11 protein-coding genes are annotated in these 15,495 nt (G+C 60.2%); 4 read left to right on the plus strand and 7 right to left on the minus strand.

What is annotated here, in order from left to right; translation table 11 throughout:
* On the plus strand, nucleotides 1-1,546 hold a 1,546-nt coding region (locus BUA42_RS20155; RefSeq protein WP_072780153.1), incomplete at its 5' end, for an ABC transporter ATP-binding protein.
* A 25-nt stretch (nucleotides 1,547-1,571) separates the two neighbouring features.
* On the opposite strand, the gene BUA42_RS20160 is transcribed toward BUA42_RS20155, so the two are convergent.
* The 4 genes from BUA42_RS20160 to ispD are packed head-to-tail and all read right to left on the minus strand — an operon-like array spanning nucleotide 1,572 to nucleotide 3,504.
* Complete coding sequence (locus tag BUA42_RS20160; protein WP_072780154.1) at nucleotides 1,572-1,904, minus strand: type II toxin-antitoxin system HicB family antitoxin; 333 nt, start codon at nucleotides 1,902-1,904, stop codon at nucleotides 1,572-1,574.
* Nucleotides 1,901-2,155 carry a type II toxin-antitoxin system HicA family toxin gene (locus tag BUA42_RS20165; protein WP_072780155.1) on the minus strand — a complete coding sequence of 85 codons (255 nt, stop codon included), beginning with the start codon at nucleotides 2,153-2,155 and terminating at the stop codon, nucleotides 1,901-1,903. The genes BUA42_RS20160 and BUA42_RS20165 overlap by 4 nt, the downstream gene beginning before the upstream one ends.
* Nucleotides 2,156-2,194: 39 nt before the next feature.
* Nucleotides 2,195-2,827, minus strand: coding sequence for a hypothetical protein (locus BUA42_RS20170; protein ID WP_072780156.1), 633 nt, complete (start codon nucleotides 2,825-2,827; stop codon nucleotides 2,195-2,197).
* Nucleotides 2,824-3,504, minus strand: coding sequence for a 2-C-methyl-D-erythritol 4-phosphate cytidylyltransferase (gene ispD / locus BUA42_RS20175; RefSeq protein WP_072780157.1), 681 nt, complete (start codon nucleotides 3,502-3,504; stop codon nucleotides 2,824-2,826). The genes BUA42_RS20170 and ispD overlap by 4 nt, the downstream gene beginning before the upstream one ends.
* Before the next feature lie 49 nt (nucleotides 3,505-3,553).
* Between ispD and BUA42_RS20180 the strand changes: the two genes are divergently transcribed.
* Nucleotides 3,554-6,235 (plus strand): calcium-binding protein, encoded by a 2,682-nt coding sequence (locus BUA42_RS20180; protein WP_143152764.1) that lies wholly within the window; start codon nucleotides 3,554-3,556, stop codon nucleotides 6,233-6,235.
* Between the two features lie 428 nt (nucleotides 6,236-6,663).
* Entirely contained in the window at nucleotides 6,664-8,031 is a 1,368-nt protein-coding gene (locus tag BUA42_RS20185) for an aspartate aminotransferase family protein (RefSeq protein WP_072780159.1), read from the plus strand.
* Here the strand turns inward: BUA42_RS20185 and BUA42_RS20190 are convergent.
* The 3 genes from BUA42_RS20190 to BUA42_RS20200 form a co-directional block, all read right to left on the minus strand.
* The gene (locus BUA42_RS20190; RefSeq protein ID WP_072780160.1) at nucleotides 7,967-8,806 is read right to left on the minus strand and encodes an IS110 family RNA-guided transposase; all 840 of its coding nucleotides are present in this window, start codon (nucleotides 8,804-8,806) and stop codon (nucleotides 7,967-7,969) included. The two genes, BUA42_RS20185 and BUA42_RS20190, sit on opposite strands and share 65 nt — an antisense overlap.
* 97 nt (nucleotides 8,807-8,903) lie before the next feature.
* Entirely contained in the window at nucleotides 8,904-11,234 is a 2,331-nt protein-coding gene (locus BUA42_RS20195) for a DUF4214 domain-containing protein (RefSeq protein ID WP_072780161.1), read from the minus strand.
* 204 nt (nucleotides 11,235-11,438) lie between these two features.
* Nucleotides 11,439-13,385: a DUF4214 domain-containing protein gene (locus BUA42_RS20200; RefSeq protein ID WP_143152765.1), complete on the minus strand. Its 1,947-nt coding sequence runs from the start codon at nucleotides 13,383-13,385 to the stop codon at nucleotides 11,439-11,441.
* 711 nt (nucleotides 13,386-14,096) lie between these two features.
* Between BUA42_RS20200 and BUA42_RS20205 the strand changes: the two genes are divergently transcribed.
* Entirely contained in the window at nucleotides 14,097-15,458 is a 1,362-nt protein-coding gene (locus BUA42_RS20205) for a glycosyltransferase family 4 protein (protein WP_072780177.1), read from the plus strand.
* Nucleotides 15,459-15,495 lie beyond the last annotated feature (37 nt).

The following is a 15,495-nucleotide window of genomic DNA, read 5'->3' on the forward strand; positions in this document are numbered from 1 at the left end:
CGTGGTGTTCGGGCTTTTTACGACACGCGCGATCATCTCCTATCTGATCCCGCGCTTGTCGGTGCGGTTGGCCAGCGACGCGGTGATGAAGCTGCGCCGTGACCTGATCGACTATTTGATGACGCTCGATCTGGCGTTTTTTGAACGCACGCAATCGGGCGAAATCATTTTGCGGCTGGTCAATCAGGCGCAGGGTCTGAGCACCTTTGTCGGGCAATCCACGGTGAACGCTGTGCGCGATGCAGCGACGGTGATCATCGTGTCGGGCTATCTGATCTACAAATCGCCCTTGCTGTTTCTCTCTGCCGTGATCGTGCTGCCAACGATCCTGCTGCTGCTTCAGCGTGTCTCCGCCAAGATCAAGGGTATTCAGGCCACGGCGGAAAACGCGCTTGGCGGCTACATGACCGGAATCGAGGAAATGTCGTCGGGCATGCGCACGGTCAAGATCGCGGGGCAGGAGCCCATCGAACGCGACCGGCTGGTGACCTCCACCAAGAACATCCGCAGTCTGTCGATCCGGTTGCAATCGGCGCAGGCGCTGGTGCTGCCGGCGATCGATATGATGGCGGCATTGGTCTACGTGCTGGTGATTGGCGGTGGCGGCTACATGGTGCTGTCGGGCGATTTCGGCCTCGATGGGGCGGGGATCATCGCCTATCTGCTGGGGCTCGTGCTGGTGTTCGATCCGGCGCGGTCGCTGGCGGCGTTCTTCACCAAGTTGCAGGCGAACCTGATCATCCTGGACGGCGTGCGCAGCCTGTATCGAGAGACACCGACGATCTTCGACCGCGACGGCGCGCATGCGGATTTTGACACGGGCGCGGACATCGCGCTGGAGAATGTGGCCTTTGGTTATGACCCCAAGGAGCCGCTGTTTGAGGGTCTGAACATGACCTTCCCGGGCGGCAAGGTCAGCGCCATCGTGGGTGCCACCGGATCGGGCAAGACCACCGTGCTCAGCCTGCTCACCCGGCTGTACGACGTCACAGGCGGGCAGGTGCGGATCGGCGATGTGCCGATCACGGACCTGAAAATCAAGGCGTGGCGGTCGTCCTTTTCGGTCGTGGCGCAGGATATCGTGATCTTCAACAGCTCGATTGCCGACAACATCCGCTACGTGCGCCCGGATGCGACAGACGACGAGGTGCGCGCGGCGGCCGAAGCAGCCGAGATCGCGGATCTCATGGACCGCCGGGGCGACACGCCGGTGGGTCCCAAGGGCAGTCAGCTTTCCGGCGGGCAGAAACAGCGCATCGCCATCGCGCGGGCGTTTTTGCGCGCGTCGCCAATCCTGCTTCTGGACGAGGCCACTTCGGCACTGGACCAGAAGACCGAGGACAAGGTGAAGGCAGCGCTCAACCGGCTGTCACAGGGCAAAACCACGCTGATCGTGGCGCATCGGTTGTCGGCGATCACCCACGCCGACTGGATCTACGTGATGGACGCGGGCCGCGTCGTGGAGCAAGGCACCCATGCCGAGCTGATGGCCAAGGGTGGGCTCTATGCCGGCATGTACGGTGCCCAGAAGGAAAGCTACGGGTAAGCCGCTCAGTCTTGTCCGATCTGCGTCACTGCGCTGCGCGTTCTAGAACCTCTTCAGCCCACTGATTCAGGCTTTTTCCTTCGAGCTCTGCCGCCAGCGCAGCCTTACGGTGAACTTCAGGGCTGACCCGGAACATCACCTGACCGGAATAGGCTTTCTGCGGCTCTTTTCCGACCTTGGCGCAGGTTTCGAGATAGTCATCGACGGCTTCGTGGAAGGCGTCACGCAGATCGCTGACAGTATCGGCATGAAACCCGATACGATCCCGAATGCCTGCGATGTGACCGATGAAAATCTGATCTGCGTCGTCATAGGCAACGCGGGCCGAATACCCCTGATATGTCATTGTGTTGGTCATGGTGTGACCCCGATCCGTTCCAGAAAATCGCGCGCATCCCGAACCTGATAGCGTTTCGCCTCCTTGGCGGGATGCGGACGATGGAAGGTTGCGATCTCGCCATCCTTTTCAAACCGCACCCGCGAACCCCGCCCTTCGATCACCTGCGCCCCGGCGGCACGCAAAAGGTTTTCAATCGCAGCCCAGGCAAGTGTGCCGGACACGGGATCGGTGAAAACCGCCTCCAGTGTCTTGCGATGCTTGCTGTTCATTTGAACACATTAGTTAGCGCTTGCGTTTTTTGCAAGCACTTACGGCTCTCGCGGTTTGAGCTCCGGGCCACCGTCGCGGTCGAGAAACAGCATCACGTTCATCTTCACCATGTCGCTGTCGGCGAAAAGCTCCATCCGGGCCTGCGGTGCGCTCAGCTGGTCGAGATAGAGCGAGACGGGGATGGGCAGACCGGCCCAGTCGGGCAGGGTGCCTTCCCAGCCGGAACTGCCGGTGCTGGTCATGCGGACCGGGCTGGTCAGTGGCGCGGGCAGATAGAGCATCACATGATCCGCCGCCGGCACCACGCGCAGCGGGCGGGTGTCGTCGTCCATGCCAAAGGGCTGTTCGCGGCCCATGAAGGTCACGGTGCCCTGCGCGTCCGAGACGGTGTAGACGAATTCTGCGGGAGGTGGGTCGAACGTGCCGCTGACAAGGCGGCGAATGTCGATATATCCGCTCAATCCTGAATAGAACACCAGACAGCGATCCCCTTCGCAGAAGTCGGTGACCTCTATCCCGCATTGATTGGCACCGATCCCGCCGATCACGGCCTCCGAGGTGGCGGTGGTGAAGACGTTGAGACTGCCAAGATCTGTCAGGTCGCCGGAACAGGCGGCGTGACCCATGGTGGGCAACAGGGCGAGGGCGGTGAGAGTGACGAGGCGTTTCATGACTGCCATTCTGCCAGAAGCCGTTCGGCGCGGTCCAGATCGGCGGGGCGGGTGATCTTGAAGTTTTCCTCGGAGCCATCGACCACCGCGACCGTGAGTCCGGCGCGCCGGGCGATGGCAACATCATCGGCGGCGTCTTCCGGCCCGGACCTGTGCGCCGCGAGGATCGCATCGAAGCGAAAGGCCTGCGGGGTTTGTGCCCGCCACAGTCCCTCACGCGAGACAGGCGTGGTCGCCTTTGTGCCATCGGTCCGCCAAAGCGCATCGACCACCGGCAGGGCGGCGAAGGCCCCTTCGGCCGTCGCCAGCGCATCAATCACCCGGGTGATCAGGTCCGGAGGGCAGAAGGGCCGGGCGGCATCGTGGATCAACACGTGGGTTGGACGGACCTCGGCCAGCGCTTCCAGCCCCAACCGGACAGAGACCGCGCGGGTGGCACCGCCGGGCACCGGCGGGAGCAGTCGCGGGTCGGTAACGTCTTCGGTGGCCTGTGTGTAAGGCGCGTAGTCTTCGGGATGGATAACGGCCCGAACACAGTCGATCCGGTCGGAGGCGAGAAAGGCCTGAATCGTATGGGTCAGAACCGCGTGCTCGCCAAGCGTCAGGTACTGTTTGGGGGTTTCCGCTCCCATGCGGCTGCCCCGGCCGGCGGCGACGATAAGGGCGGCGTTGGTCACATGGGCCTCCGGGGGTTGGGCTGGCTTCGGTCTAGCGTATTGAAAGCGCGTGCGGCAAGTCAGACCGTGGGCAGCGCGGCCTCAATACACCCGGTCGGCGTGCAATCCATTATCGAAGATCTACGGGCGTGTTGACATAAATCAAAGTGCCATTCGCACAATACATATAATGAATTTTGAATGCTTCTGTGACCCCGAAACATTCAAAATTCATGTCAATAACGAGGATTGCGAAATGCCAGAGCCAATCGACCCAGGCACAGCCCAAGATTTTGATCAACCGCTAAATACGGACCCCGATTATACGGTCAGTCATATTTTCAGCACCGACGATATCTCTGCGACTTTCGACGGCGGCACGCAGGGCGATCCTGGCGCCACCTATATCGATTTCAGCGGCGCCAACGGCACCAAGACCACCAAGGAAGGTGTCACGTTGTATCCGATCGACAGCGAATTCGGGTTCATCGTGACCGATTTCTCGGGGGCCGAGCAAAAGGCCATTGATGGATCCTATACCGAAGGCTGGGCTGGTGACCTGACCATCGGCGGGGAACAGGCCGGGCTCGTGGTGTCGGATGCGCCGACGGACGTGTTCAAGACACCCGCGGTCTTGGGGACATGGCTGACCGGGCTTGGCAGCAATACCGTCAAGGCCTCGACCGAGCATTACGTGACAATGCAGAACGTGTTGTCGGACCAGATGTTCCCCGAAGACCCAAGCGCGGTCTATCAACTTGACGACGATCTGATCCTGCTGAGTCAGAACCCGCTCTGGAACGAACAATATGTCCGGGTTCTGCTGGCTGACCAAACGACCTATGGCGTCACGGATGCCAACGAAGACGGCGTGGTCGATATCCGCGATCTGCTGAACCCCAATGAAAGCACGATCGAATACGACATCGCCTACGGCAATGACTACTCGGTCACGATGAAGGATGACGGCAAGCTGCTTTATCGCTGGGGGACCGCAGTCAAGCGCCCAAACGATGTGCGCATTGAGGTCGAACTGCCGCTACCTGAAGAATTCAACTTCACCGACGCGGGGTCGGGCCTCAAGCAATTGTTCCGCATCACGGAAGCGGAATTGGCAACGCATCACACCATCACCAACAACCCCAACGACCAGATCCGCCCGGAGGATTACGAAAACGAATCCGCCATCGGGACCTTGCCGACCTATCAGATTGTCGAGAATTACAACGGCGAAACCGGTCGAACCGTCTGGGAATCCACCGATGACTATTATGCGGGCGATGGGACCTTGTACCCTGCCGGCACCATTTTGCGGGATTCCGCGCTTGCGGGCACATTGTCGGCAACAATCCTGCAGGAGATCGGGGCCACGTCCAAAGATCTCGAACAGGGCTTTACCAACGCCTGGTACACGACCATGGATCGCGAGCCGTTCGAACCGGTCCTGACACCGGGCGGCGACTACGAAACAGGTCCTCGCTGGCGTCTGAAACCTGACAAATACGGCCAGGACTTGCCGAGCGTGGTCATCCCGGAAGACCCGAGTGATCCTTTGCCAATTCAGAATGGCGAAGAGAAATACGAAGTCGGGGCCGAAACGCAAACCGTCATCAATCTGCTTGACTGGGCGACACCGATTTCACCTCTGGCGATCAGTGCCGGCTGGCAGAACAATTCGGGCACCGTGTCCGGTAATGGCCTGAACATGACGGACAATTTCGACGTGGCTTTCTATGTCAAAGGAGACATCAAGCCAGCGACGCTATACAGCACCGAGTTGGTAATGAGTTATGAAGCGGTCGAGATCAACGCCGCGGGTACGACCATCTCCGGTACGGCGGATTCTGATTTCCTTGTCGGCGTCAACGGCAACACCTTCAACGGTGGTGCTGGTGAAGACCTGTTCGTTCTTTCATATGGCGTGTCGGCAGAAGGGCCAGAGACCGTGACCGCAAGTGTGGTTGAGGATTTCGAAGTTGGTGTAGACAAGCTCGGGCTGATTGGTTTTGACGCTCTGGCTGAGTTTGACGTTGATGAACTGGCAGACCGTCAGAAGATCCAGCAGGGCGCTTCCGGGAATGACCTAACCATCTCGGTGGACGGTGTGCTTGTTGCCACTCTGGAAGGTGTTGCCGCTGATCTGGGCGTCTCGGGCGGTCCGACCGCAGGTGTCGATCCAGGTGAGGGGCTTGATATCGGCGCAAGCTTCCTGATCACAAATCCTGGTGAAAGCACTGTTAACCCGAATCCAGATCCAGCGCCTGTTACAACCGTTCTCAACAGCGGAAACTCTAACATCAATGTGGACGGCACAACGAATGTGTTTTTAGATTTTGGCGGGCAAGACACTTACACAATTCTGAACTCTCTAAGTGCAGACGTCACAATCACTGACAACGATCCTAGTATCATCAATCTGCCTACAGGTATAATCGTTTCAGAAGCTCTCTTCCTTGCTGATGGAGTTGAGTTCACCATCAATGATAATACTGTCACGTTGTTAGGCGACCCTGCCAGCTTTGAGTTTGTATTCGGTGGAACACCGATTGACCCAATGGCGGGGACCTCGCAGAGCTATACCGAGACAGCGGATGCCTTTGGAACCATTATTCCAGCTCCAGGAGAAGCTGCCAACGCTGCGACCATCACGGGCGCAATACAAGACGATGGGACTATTGACGGAACTGCTGCTCTCGCTTCGCTTATCGGCATTTCAGTTTCACCCATTGAAAACGACATACCGACCTTCTGAAGATGCCGAATATTTGTCCTTAGGATAAAGGATTTGACCTGCCCCCCCGGTGGACCCTCGTTCATAACGAGGGTCTGCAGGTCTGTGCTGTGCTACCCAACGCGCCCTCGGGGAACTCCGCCCGAAACCGATTATACGCATCCGCGAAGAACGCCACGTAGTCCGCATCGGGTCCAGCCCATAATCCTTCGGAGCCAGCACCGGCACGCCCATCTCCTCGAGCAGGGCGCGCAGGAGCGTTGCGCGCTCGGGTTGTTCGGGATGCGGCATCGGCGCGCCACCGCGAAAATAGGTCTCGGGCGCATGGTCAAGCTGGCGCGGGTCGAAATAGGCGTTCATGGCAGACCTTTCTGTGTCGCGCCATCAAACCTGCTTGAAAGGCCCACTGCAATCCCGCTAGCTGGCACAAATCCCTTCGGAGACCCCTCATGGACCTGCGCCCCAATTCCGACGAAGCCCGCGACATCGCCTATCACTTCCACAGCTACACCAACCCGCGTGTGCACGAGGAGCAGGGCCCCCTGATCATGGACCGGGGCGAGGGCATCTATGTCTTCGACACACAGGGCAACCGCTATATCGAGGGCATGTCGGGGCTCTGGTCCGTCGCCGTGGGCTTTCACGAACAGCGCCTGATCGATGCCGCCACGCAGCAGATGGCCAAGCTGCCCTATTACCACAATTTCGCACATCGCTCGCACGGACCGGCGATTGACCTGGCTGAAAAGCTCATCGGCATGGCGCCGGTGCCCATGAGCAAGGTCTTCTTCACCAATTCCGGATCCGAGGCGAACGACACCATCCTCAAGATGCTTTGGTATCGCTCGAACGCGCTCGGCAAACCCGAGAAGAAAAAGGTGATCTCGCGCATCCGGGGCTATCACGGGGTAACGGTTGCGTCGGCCTCGATGACCGGGCTGCCCTACAACCACAAATCCTTCGACCTGCCCATAGATGGCATCCTGCACACGACCTGCCCGCATTACTGGCGCGAGGGGCGCGACGGCGAAAGCGAGGAAGACTTCGCCACCCGCTGCGCTGAAGACCTCGACGCGATGATCCAGTCGGAAGGCCCCGACACCATCGCGGCGTTCATCGCGGAGCCTCTGATGGGGGCCGGCGGTGTGGTGGTCCCTCCCGTCACCTATTGGGAAAAGATCCAGGCGGTTCTGGGCAAGTACGACATTCTTCTGATCGCCGATGAGGTGATCTGCGGCTTTGGCCGGACGGGCAAGATGTTCGGCTCTGAAACCTTCGACATCCGGCCCGATATCATGACCCTGTCGAAGCAGATCACCTCCTCCTACTTCCCGTTCTCGGCCTTCATGATGACGGAAGAGGTTTATGCACCCATCGCCGATGAGGCGGGCCGGATCGGCGTGCTGGGCCATGGTTACACCGGCGGTGCACATCCCGTGGGCGCTGCGGTGGCGCTGGAGAACCTGAAGATCATCGAGGAGCGAGACCTCGTCGCCAATGCGGCCGAGCGCGGAGCCGAATTGCAGGCCGGGCTTCGCGGCTTCGCAGGTCACCCGCATGTCGGCGAAGCGCGCGGCGTGGGCCTGATCGGTGCACTGGAGATTGTTGCGCCGGAGGGCCGGGAAGAAGGCTTCAATCCCGGACAGTTGGGCGCCGCGATGAACAAGCACTTCCTCAAGAACGGGCTCATCTCCCGCGCGATGATGGACGCCATGGCCTTCTGCCCGCCGCTCATCATCACCGCCGCGCAGGTCAGGGATATCCTGACAGCGGTGGAACAGAGCCTGGAGGGATTTGCGGCAGAGATGCAGGTATAAAACCGAGACAACAGTGTCGCGGCACCAATCCAAGCCAGGCTGCAGAATCCCGACCTTTGCGGAAATTCTCCGTCGGTGGACAAAAGGCTTGAATGGCCATCGCTGACATGGGGCCGATACCCGGCATGGTTTGCATGCGTCGCGCCTTTTCATTCCGCAGCGCCCCTTTCCTGATCTTCACATCAAGCGCGGCAACCTCCGTGTCGACACTCTCGATCTGGCGCAGATACGCCTGCACGGTGTTCGCGACGTCAGAGGGCGCTGCGTCCAATTCGGCCCGGCACCGTGATGCGAAGGCGTGCACGTTGCGACGCTGCTGGGGCAAGATGATCCCGTACTCCGCCAGATGGGCTCGCACCGCGTTGATCAGCTGCGTGCGCTGGCGCACGAAGAGTTCACGTGTGCGGAAAATCACCGCCTGCGCTTGCTGATCTTCATCCTTCACAGCAACCGTTCGGATCGAGGGTCGGGAGGCTGCTTCGGCGATCGCCTCAGCGTCGATGGCATCGTTCTTGTGCCGCTTTATAAACGGTTTGACGTAAAGCGGTGGGATCAAGCGCACGTCATGACCGGCAGCGCGGGCCATGCGTACCCAGTGGTGAGCCGAGCTGCATGCTTCCATGGCAACAATGCAAGGCGGCAGGTCTGACAGCATTTTCTGGAACTGAGATCGGGTCAGTTTCTTCCTGAATATAACATAACCATCATTACACGTACCGCAGGCCGCGAACGTCCGCTTGGCCAAATCTACGCCTAAAATATGAAGCTCTGACATGGGTCTCCCTCCTTCTTTCTCAACCGGTTCCAGTATGAACCGGCAGGAGGGGCATCCAATCCATCACATTATGGGCCTTGGATCGTGCATCCCCGACCTATAGGGTGCCGATCTGGTCGAACACGCCGACGAGCTGCATCAGGAACTCCCCCGATGCCGGGTCGAGCGCCTCGGTATAGTCTTCGTCCATCGCGGCGCGGGCGGCGGTGATGCTGGGGTCCGTGCCGTCGTAAAGCGCCATCGTGTCCTGCGCGTCGTCCACATCGCTCATGCCCAGCACGACCGAGAAGTAGATGCCGAGATCGGTCTTTTTTTCAAGGTAGTCGGCATCCGCCTCTTGCTGCGCGATGAAATCGGCGCTGGCGCCCGATGGCGGCGGGGCGTCCACCCCTTCGAGAATATCGAGGATGAAGCGGCCCTGGGTGATGATGTCGCGATCCAGAAGATCAACCCAGAAATCGAGCCCTGCCTGATCGAATGTGCGGCCCAGCACGTTCTCGTAGACCGCACTGGCGAAGGCCACGTTGTCGGCGAGGTCGGGATAGGTGGCCTGCGTCTCTGGCTGGGTGAAGAATTCATCGGCGATCTCTTCCACCGTACGCGCGCCTTGCGCCAACACGGTGCCCCAGAAGAACAACCCCACCGCATCCGGAGCACGGTCGAAATAGGCGATGTAGATTTCGACAAAGGTGCGGAAGTCGTCCGGCTGCAACGTTGCGAAATCGGCGAATTGCTCGAGGTCGAAAAGCGTGAGGGATCCATCGCCCGTGTCGAAGTAGCTGCCCTGTGCGAAGTCGAGGAATTCGAACTCGGTCAGCGTGTCGGTTCCGTCCGCGTCGTCACGCCGATCATCGAGGATGATCCCGTCCGGCGTGATCTGCAGCGTGTAATCCCCCTGCCCGCCGGAATACCCCGCCGTGTCCGTGCCATCGCCCCCCGATAACGTGTCGTTGCCCGGGCCGCCCGTGATGGTGTCGTTGCCCGGGCCGCCGTCGATGGTGTCCGCTCCGGTGCCGCCATCAAGGATGTCCGGTCCATCCGTGGGCGTAGGCGTGTTGCCCTCGCCGCCTTCACCGTTCAGGTTCAGTCCCGACAGTCCCACGGCGCTCACGCCGGTGGCGATCACGGTGGCTGTTCCGTCGGCGGCCACTTCGAGAAGCTGCGGCGGCGAAACCGAGAAATCGATGACGTAGGCCGTATCGCCAAGAACCGTCCACGTGCTTGCAACGCTGGTCGAGACCGGATCGCCCTCGGGGTTCAGAACCGGGCGCGTGCCTTCGGGTGTCCCGTCCGTGACGAGGAATGTCGGCAGGAAGCCAGAGGTGAAGCCGCTGATATAAGCCACCGTGTTGCCCGCGCGAATGTCTGACACGTCGGCAAGGTCGGTGCCGCTGGCAAGCGCAATGGTTCCGGACGCTGTCCCGTCGGTGAAGTACAGACTTGCGTCAGCCCCAAGCGGGCTATCGAACTGCGCATCGAACAACACACCCCCGTTGAACGCCGTCAGCGACGCGGGGCGTGCCCCGGGGGCGTCCGCGGCCATGTTGTTCAATGTCGGATCGACAACTTCGGTCAAAACGTTGTTCGAGAACGTGTAGATGCCCGTTCTACCCGAAAACGATGGATCATCCTGCGACAGCGCCCCACTGATGAACACGGTCGTGTCCGACGCCTCGATGTCGATCACCGTATCAAGCGCGGTCGCGGGCACTGCCTCGGTCGGCTCTTCGATCCGGTCCAACGTGTAAAGTTGTGATCCCTCGAACGTCTCGGCGATGAAATAGACCACATCGCCAGCTTTTACGAAATCCTTTGCCGGTGAAAGGAAATTGGTCGGAGACAGCCCAAAACTGACCGTGCCCACTGGCGTACCATCAGACAGGAAAATATCGGGGCTGTCCTGAAACCCGGCAGCCCCCCCAAAGGCAAATCCGCCCGGGAAGGCGGCGCCGTTTTCGTCGCTCAGAAAGGCACTGTTGAGAAATACGTTGGTCGTCGGTTCGGTCAGCCGCGTGGTCGCGCCGTTTTCGTAGAAAAAGACCGAGGAGTTGGTATCAAACCCGAGCGCGTAGACAAAGCCGTCTTCAAACGCGAACCCGAAGCTGCCGAGCGTGTTGAACTCCGGCTCATCCGGCAGAATGTCGACAAGGTTGGTCAGCCCGTTGCTGTCATAGGCATAGCGCACCCCTTCGGCGATGTAGGAAAAGCCACCGCGATAGGGTTCGATGAAGGTCGTGCTGTGACCATCGGTGGTGAACAGCAATTCGTCCGGTCCGTCCCGAAGCGCATAGACCTCGTTCGGCGCAGAGGACGGACCGACCGAGTAGACGATGGTTTCATACGGTCCTGACAAGGACAAAGCCCGGAACGCAGAGGCTGTGGTTTCCGTGTCTTCCGAACCGGTGCCCGTGGCAGAATTAGGGGACATGAAGCGCACTCTCTACACATGATTTGGGACGATACACGCATCGTGCCGGGCTGTTTGAAATGTTGTAAAGGTCTTGATTTCCTGACTTTATCTTGCCGATGACCCGAGGTAATCTACACGACCGGACACGAAAAACCCCCACCGTCACCTGGACGCCGGGGGTTCTTTTGTTATGCGTGACCGGAGCGCCCGGTCGGTGGTGGATCAGAGCGCGAACGGGTCGTCCAGCACGCCGACAAGCGGCATCAGGAAGTCGCCGTTTTCGGCATCCAGCGAGGCAGCGTAGAGCGCATCAATGGCATCGACCACCGTCTGCACACTGCCTCCTGTCCCATCAAACAGCGCCAGCACATCGGCGGCATCGTCGGTGTTCGACATGCCTTTGTGCACGGCAAAATAGGCACCCAGATCGGTTTTCTGATCGAGATACGCGCGGTCGGCGCTGCCATCCTGCACGCCACCCAGCAGCGTCATGATGAACTCGCTCCGACCAACCTCGCCTTCGTTCAACGCATCAGTCCAGAAACGCAGGCCATCAATATCGGGCGCCCGGCCAAATACATTCTCGTATACGTCAGCGACGAACCTAATATTGCTTACGTCTTCAGGATATACTATTAGTGTTTCGGGCTGGTTCGCGAATTCGTTCGCGATCGCCTCGAGCGACATGCCATTGGCGTAGGCGGTGCCCCAGAACGCCAGACCGATCGCATCGGGCGCGCGGTTGAAATAAGCGATATACATCTCGACGAAGGACTCAAACGCGTCGGCGTCAAGCCCGGCGTGACCGCCGAACTGCGTCAGATCGACTGCGTCGCCGAAGACCGGCAGCCCGGTGTCGAAGCCGATCCGCTCGATATTGTCGAGTTCAATCGTGCCCAGACCGTCGGTGGTGCGGTCGGTGACCGTGACGCCGTCAGGGCTAAAGGTGAGGGTATAGTCGGTCAGTTCTCCAGCGAAGAGCGCGATGTCGTCGCCCTCAAGCCCGTCGATCCGCCCGAACTCTGCCGTCGCAGTCAGGATATCGTTGTCCTCGGTGCCGGTCAGCACACCGCTGGAGCGCGGCTCGGATCCGCCACCGCTGTCCACGATCGGCTCTGGCTCTTCACCCGCGGGGAACGGAACGGGCGGCTCTTCGTCCGTGACGATTGTCTCGAGCGTTCCCATACCATCGACATAGCTCATTTGAACGCTGAGGGCGGCGCCGCGATCTTCCACAGAGACAACATAGCTGACATCCGTGGCACCCGGGATCGGTTCACCGTCGCGCAACCACTGGAAGGTGGCCGTGTCGGGATCAAAGCCGTCGCGGTCGAACACCGAGTCGGTGCGCGCAATCATGGTCGTGCCCTCGCGCGGGAAACCCAGGATGTAGAAAAGTCCGATCGGAACCGAGTTCACGAATTCGGCAGGCGGCTCCGGCGTCGGCGGCGGTGTCACCGGCTCTGTTGGTGTCGTCGGAACGGTTGGTTCGGTTGGAACAGTGGGGGTGGTCGGCGGCGGCGGAGGCGGCGGTGTGGGGGTGCCACCCGGCACAGTGGGTTCTGGATCGCTGACAAGCGTTTGCTGCACGCCACTGAAGTCAAAATAGCTCCACTGTACGCTGATCTGCGTACCTTGATCCGCAACACCCACTTCGTAGAACTGACCGGTCGCGCCGAAGATCGGCTCTCCGTTGCGCAGCCATTGGAAGGTTTGGGTCGCGTAATTGATGCCATCCGGGTCGGTGACGCCGTTCGGGCGGGCAACCAGTTTCTCTCCAACGAGGGCTTCGCCAAGGATCAGCAGGTCACCAACGGAATTGCCGGGATCGGAGTCAGGAATGATGACTGGGCCAGTCGGTGCACCGCCGCCGGAGCCGGTGCTCGGCACAGCTGGTTCGGGATTGCTGACAACCGTTTCGCGCGTTCCGCCACCGTCGGTGTAACTGTATTCGACACTGATCCGTGAGCCGGCATCGCTGGAACTCACGAAATAGGTCTGGTTCGTGGCGCCGAAGATCGGCTGGCCGTCACGGAGCCACTGAAAGGACTGCGTCGAAAAGTTGATCCCATCCGCATCCGAGACGCCGTTGGGGCGCGCGACAAGCTTTTCACCGATCAGCGCATCGCCGAGAATGACCAAAGGGCCTTGAGGGGATGAATTGCTCACGTTTCTGTCTCCTACCGAGATATGTTTTTCCGCAGGGCACTGTTCCCATGACCCGCCCCACGGATCGCGTCACGCGGGACGCCGGAATGATCGCGACCCACGTGGTGAGTGGACCCGTGCGTTCGGATCACTGGACTATCTGTCAAAACCGCCGGTTTCACGCGTGATGCGCGAACCATTTCGTCTGCTCTCTTCGCTACCCGCTCATAACCCAACCGAGAGCGGTTCTCGCCGCCCTTTTCACTACATACCGTGGTACCATTAAACGCCTTTTTTTCAAGTGCGTCGGCAGTCCTTGTCGGCGATTTCATGCGAACCTGCAGCATAAGGTCTGTGTCGGTCAAAGTGGGATCCGTCTGTATTGGTCGCGCTGCAGACACATTCAGTCGCCGAAATCCCTTAAGGATTTCTAAACCGTCGGTACAGCCATCGGATGTGCGTTCGCGTCCCAAGACAAAGTCCCCATTGGCCCAGGGTTATGAAAACGTATGGTTTTCCATAAAGCGGTAGTGCAGGGCAGATTTTTCACCTGTCATAAGTACCGGCCAACTTCGGCGTAAAGATGGTCGCAATAAGAAACCTGATCTCTCAAAGGTGAAAAATTTGTGGCCTAGGCACCGTCCCCTGCGTGTGCCGCAACGGAACCGTGATGGATCTCGCGGACCACTTGCCATAACACGCGGAACGACCACGACCGTGCAGGCGAACGCGATGACCCAGACCTTTTTCGATGTCAGCGACATCGTCACCTATATCCGCGAGCATGCTTCGGTCAGCGGCATCCAGAGAGCCGCTGTCAAGATCATTGCCGAAGCCGTGCGGATGCGCGGACGGGATGTGTTTCTGAGTTTTTACCATCCGGTCAAAAAAAGCTACGTCGCCTGCCCTGCCGAGGATCTGCTGACCACACTTGAAACCTTCGATGCCCCAGGTCTGGCACGGGCGTTCGGGGTGCGGATGCGGCGGCCCGACATCCCGGAAATCTTTCTGCAGCGCTACACGGGGCAACCGGTCAAGCAAGCGGTTCATATCGCGCGGATGCGGCTTGCCGGGGCGCGGGGGCAGTCGCGGTATTTCGACCGTCGGGGTCTCGATTTTCGCCGCTGGCAGCACCTCTACGGACGCCGATCCGCAGCGGCGGCCGTCACCGTGCAGCCGTTCGAAAAAGTCGCGCAACCGGGCGACGCGCTCTGTGGGCTAGGAGCGATCTGGGGGCGCGGCAAGGTCCTCTCGGCCTTCCGCCAAGCGGCAGAGCGGAACGTGCGGGTGTACATGCTGGTGCACGACCTCATTCCAATGAAACTGCCCGGGATGGCCGATCCACGGGCTGCGCGCAGCTACCATGACTGGCTTGTGGGATCGGCGGAGTATGTGAGCGGCTATCTTGCCAATTCCGAAGCGACGGCGGCAGATCTGCGGGCGTTTCTGGACCAGCAGGGGCTTGCAGGCACGGTACATGTCACACCGCTGGCACAGGCTGGGGTGCATGTCGCGGATCGCCCTGCCCCGGCTCTTGATCCGCTGGTGCATGAGGCGGCGACGCTGCCTTTTGTTCTCTGCGTCGGCACCATCGAGCCTCGCAAGAACCTCTGGAGGTTGGCGCAGGTCTGGGCGCGGCTTTCGCAGCGAACGGATATCGAGCTGCCGCGCCTCGTGCTGGCGGGCAAGCGCGGCTGGCTGACAGGCGGATTCCTGTCGATTCTGGAGCGCACGGGTGGTCTGGGTGGCTGGGTGATCTGGCTGGATGCGCCGGGTGATCACGAACTGGACCATCTCTACCGGACCTGCCTCTTCACCGCGACAGTCAGCCTATATGAGGGCTGGGGCCTGCCGATCGGCGAAGGGCTGAGCTATGGCAAAACCGGGGTGGTGTCGCAGGCCGCGTCGATGCCAGAGGTGGGTGGAGAACTGGTGGCGTACTGCGATCCGGCGTCGATGCAGAGCATCGAAGCGGCGGTGCTGCGGCTGCTCGATCCCGAACATCGCAGCGTGCTGCAGGCGCGGATTGCCGAGGCTGATTTGCGCTCTTGGGAAGACGTGGGGCGCGACGTGCTGGCGGTTCTGGCGGATTAGGGTTCTGTTAGCAAAGTGTTTCGCGCGCGAAACATTG

Origin of the sequence: Marivita hallyeonensis (assembly GCF_900129875.1) — a bacterium.
In the GTDB taxonomy this organism is placed as follows: Bacteria; Pseudomonadota; Alphaproteobacteria; order Rhodobacterales; family Rhodobacteraceae; genus Marivita; species Marivita hallyeonensis.